General features: G+C 64.1%; 32 protein-coding genes. 31 read left to right on the top strand and 1 reads right to left on the bottom strand.

Annotation, left to right across the window (positions count from 1 at the left end; all coding sequences use genetic code 11):
• Positions 1 to 87: 87 nt before the first annotated feature.
• The gene (gene rfaE2 / locus QSJ34_RS15190) at positions 88 to 576 is read right to left on the bottom strand and encodes a D-glycero-beta-D-manno-heptose 1-phosphate adenylyltransferase (RefSeq protein ID WP_285576814.1); all 489 of its coding nucleotides are present in this window, start codon (positions 574 to 576) and stop codon (positions 88 to 90) included.
• 55 nt (positions 577 to 631) lie between these two features.
• Here rfaE2 and QSJ34_RS15185 point away from each other — a divergent pair, with 55 nt between their 5' ends.
• The 31 genes from QSJ34_RS15185 to rpsK all read left to right on the top strand — a co-directional run bounded on the left by QSJ34_RS15185 (position 632) and on the right by rpsK (position 17,033).
• Positions 632 to 904, top strand: coding sequence for an FmdB family zinc ribbon protein (locus tag QSJ34_RS15185; RefSeq protein WP_285576809.1), 273 nt, complete (start codon positions 632 to 634; stop codon positions 902 to 904).
• 196 nt (positions 905 to 1,100) lie between these two features.
• Positions 1,101 to 1,499, top strand: coding sequence for a 30S ribosomal protein S12 (gene rpsL / locus QSJ34_RS15180; RefSeq protein ID WP_285576807.1), 399 nt, complete (start codon positions 1,101 to 1,103; stop codon positions 1,497 to 1,499).
• A gap of 12 nt (positions 1,500 to 1,511) precedes the next feature.
• Positions 1,512 to 1,982: a 30S ribosomal protein S7 gene (rpsG, locus tag QSJ34_RS15175; RefSeq protein ID WP_285576805.1), complete on the top strand. Its 471-nt coding sequence runs from the start codon at positions 1,512 to 1,514 to the stop codon at positions 1,980 to 1,982.
• A 105-nt stretch (positions 1,983 to 2,087) separates the two neighbouring features.
• Positions 2,088 to 4,196: an elongation factor G gene (gene fusA, locus QSJ34_RS15170; protein WP_285576803.1), complete on the top strand. Its 2,109-nt coding sequence runs from the start codon at positions 2,088 to 2,090 to the stop codon at positions 4,194 to 4,196.
• A gap of 330 nt (positions 4,197 to 4,526) precedes the next feature.
• Positions 4,527 to 4,853, top strand: coding sequence for a 30S ribosomal protein S10 (gene rpsJ / locus QSJ34_RS15165; RefSeq protein ID WP_043483643.1), 327 nt, complete (start codon positions 4,527 to 4,529; stop codon positions 4,851 to 4,853).
• Positions 4,854 to 4,867: 14 nt separating this feature from the next.
• Positions 4,868 to 5,494 carry a 50S ribosomal protein L3 gene (rplC, locus tag QSJ34_RS15160; protein ID WP_285576801.1) on the top strand — a complete coding sequence of 209 codons (627 nt, stop codon included), beginning with the start codon at positions 4,868 to 4,870 and terminating at the stop codon, positions 5,492 to 5,494.
• 1 nt (position 5,495) lies between these two features.
• Positions 5,496 to 6,131: a 50S ribosomal protein L4 gene (gene rplD, locus QSJ34_RS15155; protein WP_285576799.1), complete on the top strand. Its 636-nt coding sequence runs from the start codon at positions 5,496 to 5,498 to the stop codon at positions 6,129 to 6,131.
• Positions 6,128 to 6,403 carry a 50S ribosomal protein L23 gene (locus tag QSJ34_RS15150; RefSeq protein WP_285576797.1) on the top strand — a complete coding sequence of 92 codons (276 nt, stop codon included), beginning with the start codon at positions 6,128 to 6,130 and terminating at the stop codon, positions 6,401 to 6,403. Before rplD ends, QSJ34_RS15150 begins: the two co-directional genes overlap by 4 nt.
• 85 nt (positions 6,404 to 6,488) lie before the next feature.
• The gene (gene rplB / locus QSJ34_RS15145; RefSeq protein ID WP_285576795.1) at positions 6,489 to 7,310 is read left to right on the top strand and encodes a 50S ribosomal protein L2; all 822 of its coding nucleotides are present in this window, start codon (positions 6,489 to 6,491) and stop codon (positions 7,308 to 7,310) included.
• 11 nt (positions 7,311 to 7,321) lie between these two features.
• Positions 7,322 to 7,606, top strand: coding sequence for a 30S ribosomal protein S19 (rpsS, locus tag QSJ34_RS15140; RefSeq protein WP_285576793.1), 285 nt, complete (start codon positions 7,322 to 7,324; stop codon positions 7,604 to 7,606).
• A 2-nt stretch (positions 7,607 to 7,608) separates the two neighbouring features.
• The gene (rplV, locus tag QSJ34_RS15135; protein ID WP_285576791.1) at positions 7,609 to 7,965 is read left to right on the top strand and encodes a 50S ribosomal protein L22; all 357 of its coding nucleotides are present in this window, start codon (positions 7,609 to 7,611) and stop codon (positions 7,963 to 7,965) included.
• Positions 7,966 to 7,967: 2 nt separating this feature from the next.
• On the top strand, positions 7,968 to 8,615 hold the full coding sequence (rpsC, locus tag QSJ34_RS15130) for a 30S ribosomal protein S3 (RefSeq protein WP_285576789.1): 648 nt from the start codon (positions 7,968 to 7,970) through the stop codon (positions 8,613 to 8,615).
• A 9-nt stretch (positions 8,616 to 8,624) separates the two neighbouring features.
• Positions 8,625 to 9,044: a 50S ribosomal protein L16 gene (rplP, locus tag QSJ34_RS15125; RefSeq protein WP_285576787.1), complete on the top strand. Its 420-nt coding sequence runs from the start codon at positions 8,625 to 8,627 to the stop codon at positions 9,042 to 9,044.
• 5 nt (positions 9,045 to 9,049) lie between these two features.
• Complete coding sequence (gene rpmC, locus QSJ34_RS15120; RefSeq protein WP_026852748.1) at positions 9,050 to 9,250, top strand: 50S ribosomal protein L29; 201 nt, start codon at positions 9,050 to 9,052, stop codon at positions 9,248 to 9,250.
• A gap of 8 nt (positions 9,251 to 9,258) precedes the next feature.
• Positions 9,259 to 9,516 carry a 30S ribosomal protein S17 gene (rpsQ, locus tag QSJ34_RS15115; RefSeq protein WP_285576784.1) on the top strand — a complete coding sequence of 86 codons (258 nt, stop codon included), beginning with the start codon at positions 9,259 to 9,261 and terminating at the stop codon, positions 9,514 to 9,516.
• A 9-nt stretch (positions 9,517 to 9,525) separates the two neighbouring features.
• A complete protein-coding gene (gene rplN / locus QSJ34_RS15110) occupies positions 9,526 to 9,894 on the top strand; it encodes a 50S ribosomal protein L14 (protein WP_026852746.1) in 369 nt (122 codons plus the stop codon).
• A complete protein-coding gene (gene rplX / locus QSJ34_RS15105) occupies positions 9,894 to 10,169 on the top strand; it encodes a 50S ribosomal protein L24 (RefSeq protein ID WP_285576782.1) in 276 nt (91 codons plus the stop codon). The genes rplN and rplX overlap by 1 nt, the downstream gene beginning before the upstream one ends.
• A 374-nt stretch (positions 10,170 to 10,543) precedes the next feature.
• Positions 10,544 to 11,107 (top strand): 50S ribosomal protein L5, encoded by a 564-nt coding sequence (rplE, locus tag QSJ34_RS15100; protein ID WP_285576780.1) that lies wholly within the window; start codon positions 10,544 to 10,546, stop codon positions 11,105 to 11,107.
• Positions 11,108 to 11,124: 17 nt separating this feature from the next.
• Positions 11,125 to 11,310 carry a type Z 30S ribosomal protein S14 gene (locus tag QSJ34_RS15095; RefSeq protein ID WP_026852743.1) on the top strand — a complete coding sequence of 62 codons (186 nt, stop codon included), beginning with the start codon at positions 11,125 to 11,127 and terminating at the stop codon, positions 11,308 to 11,310.
• A gap of 11 nt (positions 11,311 to 11,321) precedes the next feature.
• A complete protein-coding gene (rpsH, locus tag QSJ34_RS15090; RefSeq protein WP_285576779.1) occupies positions 11,322 to 11,717 on the top strand; it encodes a 30S ribosomal protein S8 in 396 nt (131 codons plus the stop codon).
• 48 nt (positions 11,718 to 11,765) lie between these two features.
• Positions 11,766 to 12,302, top strand: a complete 537-nt coding sequence (gene rplF, locus QSJ34_RS15085; RefSeq protein ID WP_285576777.1) for a 50S ribosomal protein L6 — start codon at positions 11,766 to 11,768, stop codon at positions 12,300 to 12,302.
• Positions 12,303 to 12,311: 9 nt separating this feature from the next.
• A complete protein-coding gene (rplR, locus tag QSJ34_RS15080; protein ID WP_285576775.1) occupies positions 12,312 to 12,674 on the top strand; it encodes a 50S ribosomal protein L18 in 363 nt (120 codons plus the stop codon).
• 9 nt (positions 12,675 to 12,683) lie between these two features.
• Complete coding sequence (gene rpsE / locus QSJ34_RS15075) at positions 12,684 to 13,208, top strand: 30S ribosomal protein S5 (RefSeq protein WP_285576773.1); 525 nt, start codon at positions 12,684 to 12,686, stop codon at positions 13,206 to 13,208.
• A 1-nt stretch (position 13,209) separates the two neighbouring features.
• Complete coding sequence (locus QSJ34_RS15070; protein WP_285576771.1) at positions 13,210 to 13,407, top strand: uL30 family ribosomal protein; 198 nt, start codon at positions 13,210 to 13,212, stop codon at positions 13,405 to 13,407.
• Between the two features lie 3 nt (positions 13,408 to 13,410).
• Positions 13,411 to 13,872, top strand: a complete 462-nt coding sequence (rplO, locus tag QSJ34_RS15065) for a 50S ribosomal protein L15 (protein ID WP_285576770.1) — start codon at positions 13,411 to 13,413, stop codon at positions 13,870 to 13,872.
• A gap of 6 nt (positions 13,873 to 13,878) precedes the next feature.
• On the top strand, positions 13,879 to 15,234 hold the full coding sequence (gene secY, locus QSJ34_RS15060; RefSeq protein WP_285576768.1) for a preprotein translocase subunit SecY: 1,356 nt from the start codon (positions 13,879 to 13,881) through the stop codon (positions 15,232 to 15,234).
• Complete coding sequence (locus QSJ34_RS15055) at positions 15,231 to 15,890, top strand: adenylate kinase (RefSeq protein ID WP_285576766.1); 660 nt, start codon at positions 15,231 to 15,233, stop codon at positions 15,888 to 15,890. Before secY ends, QSJ34_RS15055 begins: the two co-directional genes overlap by 4 nt.
• Positions 15,887 to 16,105 (top strand): translation initiation factor IF-1, encoded by a 219-nt coding sequence (gene infA / locus QSJ34_RS15050; protein WP_026852734.1) that lies wholly within the window; start codon positions 15,887 to 15,889, stop codon positions 16,103 to 16,105. The genes QSJ34_RS15055 and infA overlap by 4 nt, the downstream gene beginning before the upstream one ends.
• 13 nt (positions 16,106 to 16,118) lie before the next feature.
• Positions 16,119 to 16,235 carry a 50S ribosomal protein L36 gene (gene rpmJ, locus QSJ34_RS15045; RefSeq protein ID WP_243288424.1) on the top strand — a complete coding sequence of 39 codons (117 nt, stop codon included), beginning with the start codon at positions 16,119 to 16,121 and terminating at the stop codon, positions 16,233 to 16,235.
• Positions 16,236 to 16,244: 9 nt separating this feature from the next.
• Positions 16,245 to 16,613, top strand: a complete 369-nt coding sequence (gene rpsM / locus QSJ34_RS15040; RefSeq protein WP_285576764.1) for a 30S ribosomal protein S13 — start codon at positions 16,245 to 16,247, stop codon at positions 16,611 to 16,613.
• 12 nt (positions 16,614 to 16,625) lie between these two features.
• Positions 16,626 to 17,033, top strand: coding sequence for a 30S ribosomal protein S11 (gene rpsK, locus QSJ34_RS15035; protein ID WP_285576761.1), 408 nt, complete (start codon positions 16,626 to 16,628; stop codon positions 17,031 to 17,033).
• Positions 17,034 to 17,042 lie beyond the last annotated feature (9 nt).

The raw sequence follows: 17,042 nt of genomic DNA, 5'->3' as shown, positions 1-17,042 counted from the left end.
GAAAGCGGGGCTCATGGAACAGCAAGCCCAGCCCAGGCTAGCGAATTCCCGTCATCGCCGCGTCATCCAAAGGGTCTAGCTCCCCTGCTATTCCAGCGTGACGCCGCGCCCGCTGCGGATTCGCGCTTCGATGCGCGAGGTGCTGTGGCCGGGCAGGAAGGGGATGAGGACGAGCCTGCCGCCGCGGGCTTCCACGAGGTCGCGTCCCACCACGGTTTCCGGTGTGTAGTCGCCGCCCTTCACCAGCACATCGGGCTGGAGGGCGCTGATGAGTTCGAAGGGCGTGTCCTCGTCGAAGCGCACGACGGCATCCACGCTTCGCAGACCCAGCAAGATGGCGGCCCGGGCCGCCTCGTCCTGGAGTGGCCGCGAGGGGCCCTTGAGGCGGGCCACCGAAGCGTCGCTGTTGAGGCCAACCACGAGGAAATCGCCGAGGGCGCGGGCATCGGCCAGGTACTGCACGTGCCCGGGATGGATCAGGTCGAAGCAGCCATTGGTGAAGCAGAGGACCCGCGGGCGGGGAACGGCCGCGAGAAAAGCTTCAGGGCTTTGGAAGAAACGGGTCGGTGACGGCATCGAAGGACCTGGATAAAATCATCGGTTCGGGGACGATTCCCAGGAGAAGTCTGCCATGCCCCTCTACGAGTACCGTTGTGAAGCTTGCGGCCAGTCTGAAGAGAAGCTGGAGAGCCTGTCGGCGCCCCTGGCGCACGCCTGCGCGGCCTGCGGCGCCGGCGAGGGCATGAAGCGCCAGGTCTCCGTGTCCGCCTTCGCGCTGACGGGCGGCGGCTGGTACAAGGGCGCGGCTTCCGAACCCGCGGCGGCCGCGTCTTCCAAGACCGAGGCACCCAAGGGCGGGCACGGCTGCGCGGCCGGCGGCTGCGGATGTCCCATTGCTGGGTGAGGCGCCGGGTGAGCGCGGCGTGACCTCCGCTTCAATTCGCACTTGATGCGTTGACTTTCAGGGTCATTCCGATAGCCTAGATGGTTCCGGCCCTGTGGGTCGGAGAAGGTTTTCATCTGTCCGATGTTCCCCGAAGCCTCGACGGAACCTCTCGGGCCCAGGCCCGGATCCACCGGCGCCTTCCTTGGAGGATGGTGTGCCTACCATCAATCAGCTGATCCGCCACGGGCGGAAGACGTTCCAGAACAAGACCAAGAGCCCCGCGCTCGACGCCTGCCCGCAGAAGCGCGGCGTGTGCACCCGCGTGTTCACCACCACGCCGAAGAAGCCGAACTCGGCCCTCCGCAAGGTGGCCCGCGTGCGCCTCACCAACGGCATCGAGTGCACGACCTACATCCCGGGCGTCGGCCACAACCTGCAGGAGCACAGCATCGTGCTCATCCGCGGCGGCCGTGTGAAGGATCTGCCGGGCGTGCGCTATCACGTGGTGCGCGGCACCCTGGACGCCACCGGCGTCGCGGGCCGCAACCAGTCCCGTTCCAAGTACGGCGCCAAGCGCCCCAAGGCTGGCGCTGCGCCCGCCAAGAAGAAGTAGGGGAGGTAAAACATGGCCCGTCGCAATGCACCCGCCAAGCGTGAGATCCTCCCGGATCCCGTCTACAACAGCCTCGTCGTCTCCAAGTTCGTGAACATCCTCATGGAGCGCGGCAAGAAGGCCACCGCCGAGCGCATCCTCTACGGAGCACTCGAAATCGTCGCCAAGAAGAGCGGCGAAGAGGCGCTGGAGGCCTTCCAGAAGGCCCTCAACAACATCAAGCCCTCGGTGGAAGTCAAGTCCCGCCGCGTGGGCGGCGCCACCTACCAGGTGCCCGTGGAGGTTCCCCAGAACCGCCGCCAGTCCCTGGCCATGCGCTGGCTGAAGCTCTACTCCGCCTCCCGCGGCGAGCGCACCATGCGCGACAAGCTGGCCGGCGAGATCCTCGACGCCATGAACTTCCGCGGCGCCGCGATCAAGAAGAAGGACGACGTCCACAAGATGGCCGAAGCCAACAAGGCCTTCGCGCACTTCCGCTGGTAGCAGTTCATCTGACCGGAAGGAGCCGCCGACCGGGCGGCTCCTTCCGCGAAGGTCTTTGAAGCATTCTCGACTCCGATTCCGTTTTGACCCTTTCAGGAGGCCGCCGTGGCCCGCCACACTCCCCTCGAGCGCTACCGGAACATCGGCATCATGGCGCACATCGATGCCGGCAAGACCACCACGACGGAGCGCATCCTCTACTACACCGGCAAGATCCACAAGATCGGCGAAGTGCATGAGGGTGCGGCGACCACCGACTGGATGGTGCAGGAGCAGGAGCGTGGCATCACCATCACCTCCGCCGCCATCACCGCTGCCTGGACGCCTCAGACGGGCAAGCTGAAGGATGTGGAGCATCGCATCAACATCATCGACACCCCCGGCCACGTGGACTTCACGGCCGAGGTGGAGCGCTCCCTGCGCGTGCTGGACGGCGCCTGTGCCGTGTTCTGCGCGGTGGGCGGCGTCGAACCCCAGTCCGAGACCGTGTGGCGCCAGGCCGACAAGTACGGCGTGCCCCGCATGGCCTTCGTGAACAAGATGGACCGCCCCGGCGCGAACTTCTTCCGTGTCGTCGAGATGATGCAGACGCGCCTCAAGGCCCGTCCCATGCCCATCCAGATCCCCATCGGCGCCGAAGAGGACTTCAAGGGCGTGGTGGACCTCGTGCTCATGAAGGGCCTCACCTTCGATGAGGGCGACAAGGGCTTCAAGGTCATCTACGGCGACATCCCCGCGGATCTCGTCGATACCGCCAAGGAGTGGCGCGAGAAGATGGTCGAGATGGTCGCCGAGACCGACGACAGCCTCATGGACAAGTACCTGGGCGGCGAAGAGCTGACCGAGGACGAAATCCGCACGGGCATCCGCGCCGGCTGCATCAAGCTCCTGTTCACGCCGATGATGTGCGGCTCCGCCTTCAAGAACAAGGGCGTCCAGCCCATGCTCGACGCGGTGGTGAGCTACATGCCCTCGCCCCTCGACATCGCCGCCATCACCGGCGTCGATCCTGACGGCAACGAGGTGGCCCGCAAGGCCGACGACAGCGAGCCCTTCAGTGCCCTCATCTTCAAGATCATGGCCGATCCCTTCGTGGGTTCGCTGGCCTTCCTGCGCGTCTACTCCGGCGTGCTGGCCGCGGGCTCGGGCGTCTACAACCCCGCCAAGGGCCGCCGTGAGCGCATCGGGCGCCTTCTGCAGATGCACGCCAACAAGCGCGAGGACATCGAAGAAGTCCGCACGGGCGACATCGGCGCGGCTGTGGGCCTCAAGGACGTCCTCACCGGCCAGACCATCTGCGACGAGAACCATCCCGTGATCCTCGAGTCCATGGACTTCCCGGATCCCGTGATCCAGGTGGCCATCGAACCCAAGACCAAGGCCGACCAGGAGAAGATGGGCGTGGCCCTGAGCCGCCTGGCCCAGGAAGATCCCACCTTCAAGGTGAAGACCGATCCCGAAACCAACCAGACCATCATCGCCGGCATGGGCGAGCTGCACCTCGAGATCATCGTCGATCGCATGATGCGCGAGTTCAAGGTGGAAGCCAACGTGGGCAAGCCCATGGTGGCCTACCGCGAAACCATCCGGAAGCGGGTGGAAGCCGAAGGCAAGTTCGTGCGTCAGTCCGGCGGACGCGGTCAGTACGGCCACGTCAAGCTCATCATCGAGCCCAACGAAGCCGGCAAGGGCTACGAGTTCGTCAACGACATCAAGGGCGGTGTGGTTCCCAAGGAATACATCAAGCCCACCGACCAGGGCATCCAGGAAGCCATGCAGTCCGGCGTCCTCGCGGGCTATCCCTGCGTCGACATCAAGGTCACCATCTACGACGGCAGCTACCACGACGTGGACTCCAACGAAATGGCGTTCAAGATTGCCGGTTCGATGGGCTTCAAGGCGGGCTGCGAGAAGGCCTCTCCCGTGATCCTCGAGCCCATCATGGCCGTCGAGGTCGTGGTCCCCGAGGACTACATGGGTGATGTCATCGGCAACCTGAACAGCCGCCGTGGCCGCATCGAGAACATGGAGGACCGGGCCGGCTCCAAGGTGGTCACCGCCAAGGTGCCCCTCGCCGAGATGTTCGCCTACTCGACGACGCTGCGCGGCATGACCCAGGGCCGCGGCAACTACACCATGCAGTTCTCGCACTACGAGGAAGCCCCCCGGAACGTGGCGGAAGAAATCGTCGCCAAGGTCAAGGGCGCCAAGTAGCGTAGCGGGGGTTCCGCGCTGCGCGCACACCCCGCACCCCCGCTGCTCGGTCCGGCGAAGCCGGTCCTCGCAGCAAGCAATACCAGTCATTTCTGCTTTACCTGCTTTTCTAGCCCCTCTCGGGGTGAGGCCGTTCTTCGAACCTTCGGGTTGCCGGGCCTCCTGATCCACCGCTTCCTCCTCCGGGAGGTCGTGCGTTCTCTCAAATAGCCGTTGATTTTCCAGCGGCTTTTGTTATGCTGATCAGCCCTGTCCCTGTCGTTGGGACGGATTTACATGGGCGGTCAGCGCCCCACGTCTATGGACGTTCAGCGTCCCAATGGAGTGAGCATGAAAGACAACATCCGCATCCGTTTGCGTGCCTTCGACCACCGTCTGCTCGATCAGAGCACCCGTGAGATCGTGGACACCGCCAAGCGCACGGGCGCCCAGGTGGCGGGACCGATTCCCTTGCCCACCCGGACGAACAAGTACACCGTGAACCGTTCCCCCCACGTGGACAAGAAGAGCCGGGACCAGTTCGAGATCCGCACGCACAAGCGGCTGCTCGACATCCTGAATCCGACTCAGAACACCGTGGACACGCTCATGCGTCTCGACCTGCCTGCTGGCGTCGACGTGGAGATCAAGGTCTTCAGCCGTCAGGGCAACCGGTAGAGGGGGGAGAAAACATGTCCAAAGGAATCATCGGCAAGAAGCTGGGGATGACCCAGATCTTCAATGAACAGGGACAGATCGTCCCCGTGACCGTCATCCAGGCCGGTCCCTGCGTGGTCGTGCAGCGCAAGACCTCCGCCAAGGACGGCTACGAGGCCGTGCAGATCGGCTTCGTGGATCCCAACGGCGGCAAGCGCGCCTCCAAGGCCGAAAAGGGCCACTGCGAGAAGCAGGGTGTCGCGCCTGTGCGCGTGCTCCGCGAGATCAAGGTGGATGCCTCCGACGCCGCCAAGCCTGGCGACAGCGTCCTGGCCAGCGCCTTCGAGGCGAAGACCAAGGTCAACGTCACTGGCATCAGCAAGGGCAAGGGCTTCGCGGGCGTCATCAAGCGGCACCACTTCGCTGGCGGCCGCGCGACCCACGGCTCCATGTTCCACCGCGCGCCTGGCTCCATCGGCCAGTCCAGCTACCCCAGCCGCGTCTTCCCGGGCATGCGCATGGCCGGCCACATGGGCGACGCCCAGGTGACGGTGCGCAACCTGGAAATCGCGAAGGTGGATGTCGAGAACAACCTGCTGCTCATCAAGGGCGCCGTCCCCGGCCCCAAGGGTGGGTACATCGTCATCAAGCAGGAGGCCTAAGATGGCAGCGTTCCAGCACCCCGTCGTCAACCTCGAGAACAAGCCCGCTGGCACCGTCGACCTGCTGCCCGAGGTCTTCAAGCTCGAAGAGCTGAACCAGCACCTGATCTGGGAAGCGGTCCGCCACTTCCTGGCCAAGCGCCGCTCTGGCACGGCCAAGACCAAGGACAAGTGGGAAGTCAGCGGCTCCGGCAAGAAGCTCTGGAAGCAGAAGGGCACCGGCCGCGCCCGCGTCGGCTCCATCCGCAGCCCGCTGTGGAAGGGCGGTGGCACGGTCCACGGTCCCCACCCCCGCTCCTACGATTACGCCTTCCCCAAGAAGGCCCGGCGCGCCGCCCTGCGCAACGCGCTGTCCGCCAAGCTCGCCAATGGCCAGATCCTCGTGGTCGAGAACTGGGATGTCGCATCCCACAAGACCAAGGCCCTGGTTCAGACGCTGGGCAAGCTCGGCGTCACCGGTTCCGCCCTTCTGGTCGGCACCGAGGCCAGCGAGAAGCTCACGCAGGCCGCCGGCAACAACCCCAAGCTGCAGACCGTCGAGAGCCTGGGCGTCAACGTCTATGAGCTCCTCAAGTACGACCAGGTGATCTTCTCCAAGGAAGCCGTCCTGGCCCTCCAGGAGGTTGTGAAGCCATGACCAAGATCTTTGACGTGATCCGCAAGCCCCTCCTCACCGAGAAGGGTCAGATCCTGCGCGAAAAGAACATCCAGGTGTTCGAGGTGGCCACCTGGGCCACCAAGCACCAGATCCAGGAAGCTGTGGAGCTCCTGCTCCAGTCCAAGGTGAAGGCCATCCGCACCGTGCGGATCCCCAGCCGGACCAAGCGCCTGGGCCGCTTCGTGGGCACTTCCAGCCCCCGCAAGAAGGCCTATGTCGAACTCGCCGAGGGCGCGCCCGCGTCCGAGTAAGGCGAACGACGAATTCTCAACGGCGGACGGAAAAGCTTTGCCCACTATCGCCCGCCCCTTTCAACCCTGAGGCAAGAGGACAACCATGAGCATCAAGCAGCTCAAGCCCACGACCCCCGGTCAGCGCGGCATGTCCAAGTTCGGCTTCGAGGAAATCACCACGGACACGCCTGAGCGTTCGTTGATTGCCAAGAGGAACCGCACTGGAGGTCGCTCCAACACCGGCCGGATCACCACCCGCCACATCGGCGGTGGCCACAAGCGCCAGTACCGCATCATCGACTTCAAGCGCAACAAGCTCGAAGTCCCCGCCAAGGTCGCGACCATCGAGTACGACCCCAACCGCACCGCCCGCATCGCCCTCCTCGTCTACGCGGACGGCGAGAAGCGCTACATCCTGGCCCCCGATGGCCTGGAAGTGGGCCGCACCGTGGTGGCCGGCAAGAACGCCGACATCCTGGTGGGCAACGCGCTGCCCCTGCGGAACATCCCCGTGGGCAACATCCTGCACAACATCGAGATGAAGCCCGGCAAGGGCGGCCAGATCGCCCGCGCCGCCGGCACCTTCGCCCAGCTCGTGGCCAAGGAAGACGACTACGCCCAGCTCCGCATGCCCTCCGGCGAGATCCGCAAGATCCACCTGGACTGCTACGCGACCATCGGCACCGTCGGCAACCTGCAGCACGAGAACATCCAGATCGGCAAGGCCGGCCGCACCCGCTGGAAGGGCATCCGCCCGACCGTCCGCGGCGTGGTCATGAACCCCGTCGACCACCCGCACGGTGGTGGTGAGGGTCGCACCTCCGGTGGCCGTCACCCTGTGACGCCCTGGGGCCAGCCGACTCGCGGATACAAGACCCGTGGCAACCGTCGCACGGACAAGTTCATCGTCAAGCGGATCAACTAGGAGACACGACAATGGCACGATCCCTGAAAAAAGGCCCGTTCATTGACGCCCACCTCCAGAAGAAGGTGGAAGTCGCCTCGGCCGCCAACGACAAGCGCGTGATCAAGACCTGGTCGCGCCGGTCGACGGTCGTCCCGCAGATGATCGGACTGACCCTCGCCGTGCACAACGGCAACAAGTTCATTCCTGTGTATGTCACCGAGAACATGATCGGCCACAAGCTGGGCGAATTCGCCCTGACCCGCACCTTCAAGGGTCACGCTGGCAAGGCCGACACCAAGGCGAAGGGGAAGTAGCGATGGCTGAGATCGTTTCCAGCGCCACCGTTCGCCACCTGCGCGGTTCGGCCCAGAAGGCCCGCCTCGTGGTGGACTTGATCCGCGGCAAGCACGTCGGCGAGGCCCAGTGGGTGCTCGCGCAGGCCAAGAAGTACGCCGCCGCCCCCATCCGCAAGCTCCTCGATTCCGCCGTGGCCAACGCCATCGACAAGAATCCTTCGGTGAACCCGGACCAGCTGCTCGTGAAGGCCGCGTTCGTGGACGAAGGCTTCCGCATGAAGCGCGTCCGCCCTGCGCCCATGGGCCGCGCCTACCGGGTCCAGAAGCGCACCTGCCACATCACCATCCAGCTCGCGTCCGCGGCCGGGGAGGAGTAGTCATGGGTCAGAAGGTTCACCCGTACGGGTTCCGCCTCATCTATCAGAAGAACTGGCACAGCAAGTGGTTCTCCAAGCGCGACTACGCCACGCTGCTCCACGAAGACATCAAGCTCCGCCGCGAACTCAAGAAGCAGCTGCACAGCCTCAACGCGATGATCTCGAAGATCGACATCGAGCGCGCCGCCGACAAGGTCACCGTGCGCATCTTCACCGCCCGCCCCGGCATCGTCATCGGCCGCAAGGGGGCTGAGATCGACAAGCTGCGCGAGGACCTGCAGAAGCGTCTCAACCGCCCCGTGTCCGTCGACATCCAGGAGATCAAGAAGCCTGAGGTCGATGCCCAGCTCGTGGCCGAGGGCGTCGCCCAGCAGCTCGAGCGCCGCATCGCCTTCCGCCGCGCCATGCGCAAGGCGGAAGAGGCCGCCATCCGCTTCGGCGCGAAGGGCTTCAAGATCAAGGTCGCCGGCCGCCTGAACGGCGCCGAGATCGCCCGGACCGAGGACTACCTCTCCGGCCAGATGCCCCTGCAGACCATCCGCGCGGGCGTTGACTACGGTTTCGCCGAGGCCCATACGACCTACGGGATCATCGGCATCAAGGTTTGGGTGAACCTGGGCGACCAGGTTGCCGAGACCGTGAAGCGCTGAGGTGAATCCATGCTGATGCCCAAGAAGGTCAAGAACCGTAAAACCCAGAAAGGCCGCACCCGCGGCGTCGCCACCCGCGGCAACGATCTCGCCTTCGGTGATTTCGGCCTCAAGGCGATGGAGCACTGCTGGCTCACCAACCGTGAGATCGAAGCGGCCCGTATCGCCATGACCCGCCACATCAAGCGCGGCGGCAAGATCTGGATCCGCATCTTCCCCGATCGTCCGACCACCTCCAAGCCCGCGGAAACCCGCATGGGCTCGGGCAAGGGAGCTCCGGACGGCTGGGTGGCGGTGATCCGCCCCGGACGCATCCTCTTCGAGATGGAAGGTGTGACCGAGGAAATCGCACGCGAGGCCCTGCGCCTGGCCCAGATGAAGCTGTCCGTGGCGTCCGAGTTCGTCAGCCGCACGCCGCCGGAGGAGTGAGAGCCATGACCAAGAAGAATCCCTTTTCCGATTTGACCGGCAAGAGCGTCGAGGAGCTGGCGCAGCTGGAGGCCGAACTGGCCGCCAAGCGCTTCACCCTCCGCTTCCAGCACGCCGTGGGCCAGGTCGAGAACACCGCCGAGATCCGCAAGACTCGCCGTGAGCTCGCCCGCGTCAAAACCGCCCTGGCTACCAAGCTGGCCTAGGAGATCCCATGAGCCTCGAAAACAAGATGACTCGTAACGGCATCGTGGTCTCCAACAAGGCCGACAAGACGGTGGTGGTGAAGGTGGAGCGCAAGTTCCAGCACCCGCTCTACCACCGCACGGTCAAGCAGACTGCCAAGTTCATGGCTCACGACGAGACCAACGCCTGCTCCATCGGCGACGTGGTCAAGATCGTGGAGACCCGCCCCCTTTCCAAGCGCAAGCGCTGGATGGTCCTCGAGATCGTCCAGAAGGCCGGCGAGTAAGGAGCTCACATGATTCAGATGGGAACCATGCTCACCGTCGCCGACAACTCCGGCGCCAAGAAGATCTGCTGCATCCTGCCCCTGGGTGGCGGTGTGGGCAAGATCGCCCAGCTTGGCGACGTGATCACCGCCTCCGTCAAGGAAGCGATCCCCGGCGGCACCGTCAAGAAGAAGGCCGTCGTCCAGGCGGTCATCGTCCGCCAGCGCAAGGCCTACCGCCGCAAGGACGGATCCTACATCCGCTTCGACGAGAACGCCGCCGTCATCATCAAGAAGGATGGCGAACCCGTCGGAACCCGCGTGTTCGGCCCCGTGGCCCGCGAACTGCGCGAGCGGAAGTACATGAAGATCGTCTCCCTCGCCCCTGAGGTGCTGTAATGGAAGCGACCACCACCAAGATGAAGCTCAAGAAGGGCGACCAGGTCGTCGTCATTGCCGGCAAGGAAAAGGGCAAGACGGGGACGATCACCAAGGTCAGCCCGAGCACGAACAGCGTGACCGTGGCCGGCCTGAACATCATCAAGAAGGCCACCAAGCCGAACCCGCAGACGGGCGAGGGTGGCGGCATCATCGAGAAGGAGGCTCCGCTCCACGCCTCCAACGTCATGATGCTCGACCCCAAGACCGGCAAGGGCACGCGCAAGCGGGTGTAGTTCTCTCCGGGGGTTCCGCGCTGCGCGCCTCCGGATATCGCAAGCTTGCTTGCTCCCGCTCGCAAGCTCGCGGATCCGGAGCCTCCCCCCGGTCCCCCGCGCCTTCGGAAGCTGAGCCTCCTCAGGCTTACCGGGACGAGGCGTTCAGGACGCCCGAACCTTCTGTTCTGACTTGAAATTCAAGCATTCCGCTTCACAGGGGCCTTGTCCTGTGTGAAGATGATCATTCTGTCCCGTGCGCGGGACGGAGTTCCACGGCGCATCCTGCGCCATGACAACTGAGGTTGGGGGGAAACGGGCCGGACCGCCGTCTCAAGCCCCCCCGCTCTCCCGAACCCCTGGGGCATAGCCGTCCCACGGAAATGGAGGAATCCATGACTGCCAAGCAAGGCCACGCGGAGCCCCGCGTCAAGGCTCGCTACCACCAGGAGGTGGTGTCGAAGCTCACGGAGGAGTTCGCCTTCTCCTCTGCCATGCAGGTGCCCCGCCTGCAGAAGATCGTCATCAACATGGGCGTCGGCGACGCCATTCAGAACATCAAGGTTCTGGATGTGGCCGTTGACGAACTGACCGCCATCGCCGGGCAGAAGGCCGTGGTCCGCAAGGCCAAGAAGAGCGTCGCCCAGTTCAAGCTGCGCGCCGGCATGCCCATCGCCTGCATGGTGACCCTGCGTGGCGAGCGCATGTGGGAGTTCTTCGACCGCCTCGTGACGCTGTCGCTTCCCCGTGTCCGCGATTTCCGCGGCGTGCCCACCAAGTCCTTCGACGGCCGTGGCAACTACACCCTGGGCCTCAAGGACCAGTTGATCTTCCAGGAGATCGACTACTCCAAGGTGGACAAGATGAAGGGCATGAACATCACCTTCGTGACCACCGCGGCAAACGACACCGAAGCGCGGGCCCTTCTGGCCCACCTCGGTATGCCCTTCCGCAAATAGCCAAGGAGATCATACCGATGGCCAAGATTTCCAAAATCGTCAAGGATTCGCGCAAGCCGAAGTTCTCGACCCAGCACCGCAACCGTTGCAAGTGCTGCGGCCGGCCCCGGGGCTTCATGCGCAAGTTTGAACTTTGCCGTCTGTGCTTCCGCAAGTTCGCCCTGAATGGCGAACTGCCGGGCGTCCAGAAGAGCAGCTGGTAGGAGAGGGGACCATGCATACCGATCCCATCGCTGATTACCTCACCCGCATCCGCAACGGCATCATGGCCGGTCACGATGCCGTGGTGGTGCCCGCCTCCAAGATCAAGGCCGGTCTCTGCGGCATCTTGAAGCAGGAAGGCTACATCCACTCCTTCAAGCAGGTCGAGCATGAGGGCCGTGTGTACCTCATCCTCAACCTCAAGTACGTGAAGGACAAGGAGAACGTGATCCACGGCCTGCGCCGCGTGTCCCGTCCCGGCCTCCGCATCTACTCCGGTGCGCAGGAGATCCCCGAAGTCCACGGGGGCCTCGGCATCGCCATCCTGTCCACCCCGAAGGGTCTCCTGACGGGCAAGGACGCCAAGAAGCAGAACGTCGGCGGCGAAGTCCTCGCCCACGTCTGGTAACCCATCCTGAAATGGGCGGATTCTCCGCCCTCATCTAAGGAATTCACCATGTCTCGAATCGGAAAGAAGCCCGTGACGCTGCCCAAGGGCGTGAAGGTCACAGTCACCGGGTCCGAGGCCGTCGTCGAGGGCGCCAAGGGCAAGCTCAGCTGCCCGATCCCTGCCGGGATCACCCTGGATGTGCAGGCCGACTCCGTCGTCCTCTCCCGTGTCAACGATGAGCCCCAGAACCGTGCCTACCACGGCCTGACCCGCGCCCTCCTCGGCAACGCCGTCACCGGCGTGACCGAAGGCTGGAAGAAGGAACTGGACATCGTCGGCGTCGGTTACAAGGCCGCCATGGAGGGCGCCAAGCTCAAGCTCGAGCTCGGCTACAGCCACCCCATCAACTACGAAGCCCCCGCGGGCATCCAGATGGCCGTCGAAAAGACGACCCACATCGTCGTGACCGGCATTGACCGGCAGCTGGTGGGCCAGGTCGCCGCCGACATCCGGAAATTCCGCAAGCCCGAGCCTTACAAGGGCAAGGGCGTCATGTACACCGGCGAAGTCATCCGCCGCAAGGCCGGCAAGACCGGGAAGTAAGGGGAACTCATGGCGAACGATATCCAAATTCGACGCGATAAGACCAAGGCCCGCATCCGCGGCCGCGTGAGCGGCACGCCCGAACGGCCTCGGCTCACCATCTACAAGAGCCTGAAGCGCATCTACGTGCAGGCAGTGGACGACACCAAGGGCATCACCCTCGCGTCCGCCAGCAGCCTGGAGAAGGATCTCCGCGCTTCGCTCAAGAACGGCGCCAACATCGAGGCCGCGAAGGCCGTCGGTGCCAGCATTGCCGCTCGCCTGAAGGAGAAGGGCATCACAGCCGTGGTGTTCGACCGGAACGGCTACGTTTATCACGGCCGCGTCAAGGCGCTGGCTGACAGCGCCCGCGAAGCCGGGCTCCAGTTCTAGGGGATCACCATGGCGACTGCAGAGCTCAAAGAGAACAAAGAATCCCGCAACCCCGAAGCCGGGGAATTCAAGGACCAGGTCATCTACGTCGGCCGCGTCACCAAGGTGGTGAAGGGGGGCAAGAACTTCTCCTTCTCCGCGCTGGTAGTGGTGGGCGACGGCAACGGCAAGGTCGGCTTCGGTCTCGGCAAGGCCCTCGAAGTGCCTAGCGCCATCAAGAAGGGCATCGAGAGCGCCAAGCGCAACATGATCCGTGTTCCCCTCACCTCGAACGGCAGCCTGCCGCACCCGGTGACGGGCATCTTCGGCTCCGGCAGCGTGCTGCTGAAGCCCGCCCCCGAGGGCACCGGCATCATCGCCGGCGCCGCGGTCCGCGCGATCATGGAAGCCGCCGGCATCCATAACGTGATGACGAAGAGCCTGGGCTCCTCCAACCCCCACAACGTGGTTCGCGCCACCTTCGAGGGACTGAAGGAACTCATGGATCCCTACACGGTCCTGACCAATCGGGGCCTGGATCAGGCGGAGGTTTAACATGTCGCAGTTCATCGGCAAGCAGGTGGTGCTGACCCTCAAGCGCTCCATCATCTGCACCACTCCCAAGCACCGCGCCTTCATGCAGACCCTCTGCCTGAAGCGTCCCGGCGATACCCGCGAATGCGAATACACCCCCAACGTCCACGGGATGGTCAAGCTCGTTCCCCATCTCATCGACGTCAAGGTGAAGGGGTAAGTCATGAAGCTCAACGAACTCCGCCCCGCAGAGGGCGCCACCAAGTCCCGCAAGCGCCTCGGCCGTGGTAAGGGCTCAGGCCTCGGCAAGACCTCCGGTCGCGGCGAAAAGGGCCAGAAGTCCCGCTCCGGCTATCGCAGCAAGCGCGGTTTCGAGGGCGGCCAGATGCCCCTCGTCCGCCGTCTGCCCAAGCGCGGCTTCACCAACATCTTCGCCCCCGAGACCAAGGAGATCACCCTCGGCCTCATCTCCATCCACTTCAAGGATGGCGAGTCCGTGACCCTCGAGGCCCTTCGCGAGAAGAAGCTCGTCAACTCCCGCGTGGAGAAGATCGTGGTGCTGGCCAGCGGCGAACTCACCACCAAGGTGACCGTCGTGGCCGATCGCATCACCAAGGGCGCCCGCGAAGCCATCCTGGCCAAGGGCGGCACCATTCAGGAGCCCGCTGCGAAGTCTGCCGAGTAACGGCCGATGAACCGCCTCAGGAACCTCTTCGCCATCCCGGAGCTGCGCAAGCGGCTCCTCTTCACCCTGCTCCTGCTGGCGATCTACCGGCTGGGCGTGCACGTCAGCGTGCCCGGGGTGAACGCCGAGAACCTGTCCGCCGCGCTCAAGCGCGGCGCGGGCGGCCTTTTCGACGTCGTTGACCTGTTCTCCGGTGGTGCGTTCAAGAAGTTCTCCGTCTTCGCCCTCGGCATCGCGCCCTACATCACGGCCAGCATCGTGCTGCAGCTGATGGGTGCCGTGGTGCCCTATCTGGAAAACCTCCAGAAGAAGGAAGGCGAGGCCGGCAGGCAGAAGATCAACCAGTGGACCCGCTACCTGACCGTGTTCCTGGCCTTTGTCCAGGGCATGGGCATCGCGTCCCTGGCCCAGAGCCAGAATGCGCCCGGACTTGAGGTGGTGACCACCGCCATCTCCCCGACGGCCTTCCGCTTCCTGGCGGCCTTCACGCTGTCCGTGGGCACCATCTTCGTCATGTGGATCGGTGAACAGATCACCGAGCGCGGCATCGGCAACGGCATTTCGCTGCTGATCTTCGCGGGCATCGTCGCGGGACTTCCCCAGGGCGTGACCACCCTCACGGTGCTGATCACCAAGTCCCTGAAGAACGCTCCCAACGTGCCGCCTCCCGGCATCTTCATCCTGCTCATCGCGGCCATGATCGTGGTGCTGCTGGCGGTCGTCATGGTGGAAAACGCCTACCGGCGCATTCCCATCCACTACGCCCGCCGTGCGGATTCGGCAGGCATGTCCAGCCAGCGCAGCTCGTACATGCCCCTGAAGGTGAACACCGCCGGCGTGATGCCCGTCATCTTCGCCAGTTCGGTGATCTTCTTCCCGGCGACCATCAACCAGTACTTCAAGTGGGAATGGCTGGCCAAGGTTTCGGCCTACATCAGCCCCCAGACTCACTTCTGGACCTACACGCCGGTCTTCGTGGGCGTGGTTGTGTTCTTCTCGTTCTTCTACACCAGCATCGTCTTCAATCCCGATGAGACCGCCGAGAACATGAAGCGGTCCGGGGGCTACATCCCGGGCATCCGTCCCGGCAAGGAAACCAGCATCTTCATGGACGGCATCCTGTCCAAGCTGACCTTCGTGGGCGCCGTCTACCTGGCGGCCGTCTCCCTGGTGCCCCTGCTCATCACCAACAACATCCAGGGCCTCAACTTCTACTTCGGCGGCACCAGCCTGCTGATCGTGGTGGGCGTGGCCATGGACAGTGCGGCCCAGCTGGAAAGCCTGCTGGTCATGCGCCGCTACGACGGATTCCTCGAGAAGGGCCGCATCCGCGGTCGTTCCACCCGCAGGGGTGAGGCATGAGTCTGACGGCGAACATCCTCCTCGGGGCCCCGGGCTCCGGGAAGGGCACCCAGGCCAAGCGCCTGGTGGAAACATTCTCTTTGACTCACCTGTCAACCGGTGACATTCTGAGAGATGCCGTTTCGAAAGGAACGGAGATCGGCCTTAGGGCGAAAGCCATTATGGCCGAAGGAAAACTGGTGGACGACGACACCGTCAACGGCCTTGTCTTCGCGCGGCTGCTGGACGAGACCTCTGACGTGTTGTTCGACGGATACCCGCGCACCCTGCAGCAAGCTCAAGCTCTGGAAGACTTCCTCTCCTCCAAGGGCATGAAGGTCGGGCACGTGGTTCTGGTCGATGTCCCCCAGGAAGTGCTGGAAGCCCGCGTGGTGGGCCGACGCCTCTGCAGCAACAACGCCTGCGGCGCCATCTACCACCTGGAAACCAAGCCTTCCAAGCAAGCCGGTGTCTGCGATGTGTGCGGAAGTCCCCTGAAGCACCGTTCCGACGACACCTCTGAAGCCTTCCAGAGCCGGATGGGCGAGTTCAACTCGACCTTTCAACCCCTCCTGGGCTTCTACAAGCATCGGCCGAATTTCCGGAGCGTGGATGGCAATCGCTCGCCGGAGCTGGTGTTTGAATCGCTGCATCACGTCTTCGGAGAACGCGCTTGAGCAAAGAAGAAGCCATTGAGCTCGAAGCCACAGTGGTCGAGGCCTTGCCGAACGCGGTATTCCGGGTCGAACTGGAGAACAAACACCAGGTGCTGGCGCACATCAGCGGAAAGATGCGCAAGAACTTCATCCGCATCCTTCCCGGTGACCGGGTGCTCGTGGAGGTGACCCCCTACGACCTCACCCGTGGCCGCATCATCTACCGATTCAAGTAAACGAGAGGACACCATGAAAGTACGGCCCTCCATCAAGAAGCTCTGCGAGCACTGCAAAGTGGTCCGCCGCGAAGGCATCAACCGGATCATCTGCAAGAAGAACCCCAAGCACAAGCAGCGTCAGGGTTAAGGAGACACGATGGCACGCATTGCAGGTATTGATCTGCCCATCGGCAAGCGCATCGAGATCGCGCTCACCTACATTTTCGGCATCGGACGCGCCAAGGCGCACAGCATCCTGACCCGCGCCAAGGTTGATTTCGGCACCAAGGTGCGCGATCTGACCGAGGATGAGGTCGGTCGCATCCGCCGCGTCATCACCGCCGAGGAGACTGTTGAGGGCGACCTCCGCAAGAACATCTCCCTCGACATCAAGCGGCTCATGGACATCGGCTGCTACCGCGGCCTGCGTCACCGGAAGGGCCTCCCCGTCCGTGGCCAGCGCACGCACACCAACGCCCGCACCCGCAAGGGCAAGCGACGCACCGTAGCCGGCAAGAAGAAGTAAGGCGAGGAGCACATGGCCAAGACCCAGACCCGGACCGCCGGTAAGAAGGTGGTCAAGAAGAAAGAGAAGAAGAACGTTCCCCACGGCGTGGCTCACGTCCAGGCGTCCTTCAACAACACGATCATCTCCATCTCTGATCCGATGGGGAACATGCTCTGCTGGGCTTCCAGCGGCAACCAGAACTTCCGCGGCACCCGCAAGGGCACGCCCTTCGCCGCCCAGGTGGCCGCCGGCATCTGCGCCGAAGCCGCCAAGGAGCAGGGCGTCCGTTCGGTTGATGTTCGCGTCAAGGGCCCCGGTGCCGGTCGTGAGAGCGCCATCCGCGCGATCAACGCCGCCGGTATCCAGGTGACCAGCATCCGCGACGTCACCCCCATCCCCCACAACGGCTGCCGGCCGCCCAAGCGGCGCCGGGTTTAAGAGAGGAGG

This window comes from Geothrix limicola (assembly GCF_030268085.1).
Lineage (GTDB): Bacteria > Acidobacteriota > Holophagae > Holophagales > Holophagaceae > Geothrix > Geothrix limicola.
This window is presented reverse-complemented; position numbering and strand designations above follow the sequence as displayed.

Bases quoted from the DNA above. Each gene is read 5' to 3' on its own strand.
- rfaE2 (WP_285576814.1), bottom strand. From the start codon at position 576: ATGCCGTCACCGACCCGTTTCTTCCAAAGCCCTGAAGCTTTTCTCGCG.
- QSJ34_RS15185 (WP_285576809.1), top strand. From the start codon at position 632: ATGCCCCTCTACGAGTACCGTTGTGAAGCTTGCGGCCAGTCTGAAGAG.
- rpsG (WP_285576805.1), top strand. From the start codon at position 1,512: ATGGCCCGTCGCAATGCACCCGCCAAGCGTGAGATCCTCCCGGATCCC.
- rpsJ (WP_043483643.1), top strand. From the start codon at position 4,527: ATGAAAGACAACATCCGCATCCGTTTGCGTGCCTTCGACCACCGTCTG.
- rplC (WP_285576801.1), top strand. From the start codon at position 4,868: ATGTCCAAAGGAATCATCGGCAAGAAGCTGGGGATGACCCAGATCTTC.
- rplD (WP_285576799.1), top strand. From the start codon at position 5,496: ATGGCAGCGTTCCAGCACCCCGTCGTCAACCTCGAGAACAAGCCCGCT.
- QSJ34_RS15150 (WP_285576797.1), top strand. From the start codon at position 6,128: ATGACCAAGATCTTTGACGTGATCCGCAAGCCCCTCCTCACCGAGAAG.
- rplB (WP_285576795.1), top strand. From the start codon at position 6,489: ATGAGCATCAAGCAGCTCAAGCCCACGACCCCCGGTCAGCGCGGCATG.
- rpsS (WP_285576793.1), top strand. From the start codon at position 7,322: ATGGCACGATCCCTGAAAAAAGGCCCGTTCATTGACGCCCACCTCCAG.
- rplV (WP_285576791.1), top strand. From the start codon at position 7,609: ATGGCTGAGATCGTTTCCAGCGCCACCGTTCGCCACCTGCGCGGTTCG.
- rpsC (WP_285576789.1), top strand. From the start codon at position 7,968: ATGGGTCAGAAGGTTCACCCGTACGGGTTCCGCCTCATCTATCAGAAG.
- rplP (WP_285576787.1), top strand. From the start codon at position 8,625: ATGCTGATGCCCAAGAAGGTCAAGAACCGTAAAACCCAGAAAGGCCGC.
- rpmC (WP_026852748.1), top strand. From the start codon at position 9,050: ATGACCAAGAAGAATCCCTTTTCCGATTTGACCGGCAAGAGCGTCGAG.
- rpsQ (WP_285576784.1), top strand. From the start codon at position 9,259: ATGAGCCTCGAAAACAAGATGACTCGTAACGGCATCGTGGTCTCCAAC.
- rplN (WP_026852746.1), top strand. From the start codon at position 9,526: ATGATTCAGATGGGAACCATGCTCACCGTCGCCGACAACTCCGGCGCC.
- rplX (WP_285576782.1), top strand. From the start codon at position 9,894: ATGGAAGCGACCACCACCAAGATGAAGCTCAAGAAGGGCGACCAGGTC.
- rplE (WP_285576780.1), top strand. From the start codon at position 10,544: ATGACTGCCAAGCAAGGCCACGCGGAGCCCCGCGTCAAGGCTCGCTAC.
- QSJ34_RS15095 (WP_026852743.1), top strand. From the start codon at position 11,125: ATGGCCAAGATTTCCAAAATCGTCAAGGATTCGCGCAAGCCGAAGTTC.
- rpsH (WP_285576779.1), top strand. From the start codon at position 11,322: ATGCATACCGATCCCATCGCTGATTACCTCACCCGCATCCGCAACGGC.
- rplF (WP_285576777.1), top strand. From the start codon at position 11,766: ATGTCTCGAATCGGAAAGAAGCCCGTGACGCTGCCCAAGGGCGTGAAG.
- rplR (WP_285576775.1), top strand. From the start codon at position 12,312: ATGGCGAACGATATCCAAATTCGACGCGATAAGACCAAGGCCCGCATC.
- rpsE (WP_285576773.1), top strand. From the start codon at position 12,684: ATGGCGACTGCAGAGCTCAAAGAGAACAAAGAATCCCGCAACCCCGAA.
- QSJ34_RS15070 (WP_285576771.1), top strand. From the start codon at position 13,210: ATGTCGCAGTTCATCGGCAAGCAGGTGGTGCTGACCCTCAAGCGCTCC.
- rplO (WP_285576770.1), top strand. From the start codon at position 13,411: ATGAAGCTCAACGAACTCCGCCCCGCAGAGGGCGCCACCAAGTCCCGC.
- secY (WP_285576768.1), top strand. From the start codon at position 13,879: ATGAACCGCCTCAGGAACCTCTTCGCCATCCCGGAGCTGCGCAAGCGG.
- QSJ34_RS15055 (WP_285576766.1), top strand. From the start codon at position 15,231: ATGAGTCTGACGGCGAACATCCTCCTCGGGGCCCCGGGCTCCGGGAAG.
- rpmJ (WP_243288424.1), top strand. From the start codon at position 16,119: ATGAAAGTACGGCCCTCCATCAAGAAGCTCTGCGAGCACTGCAAAGTG.
- rpsM (WP_285576764.1), top strand. From the start codon at position 16,245: ATGGCACGCATTGCAGGTATTGATCTGCCCATCGGCAAGCGCATCGAG.
- rpsK (WP_285576761.1), top strand. From the start codon at position 16,626: ATGGCCAAGACCCAGACCCGGACCGCCGGTAAGAAGGTGGTCAAGAAG.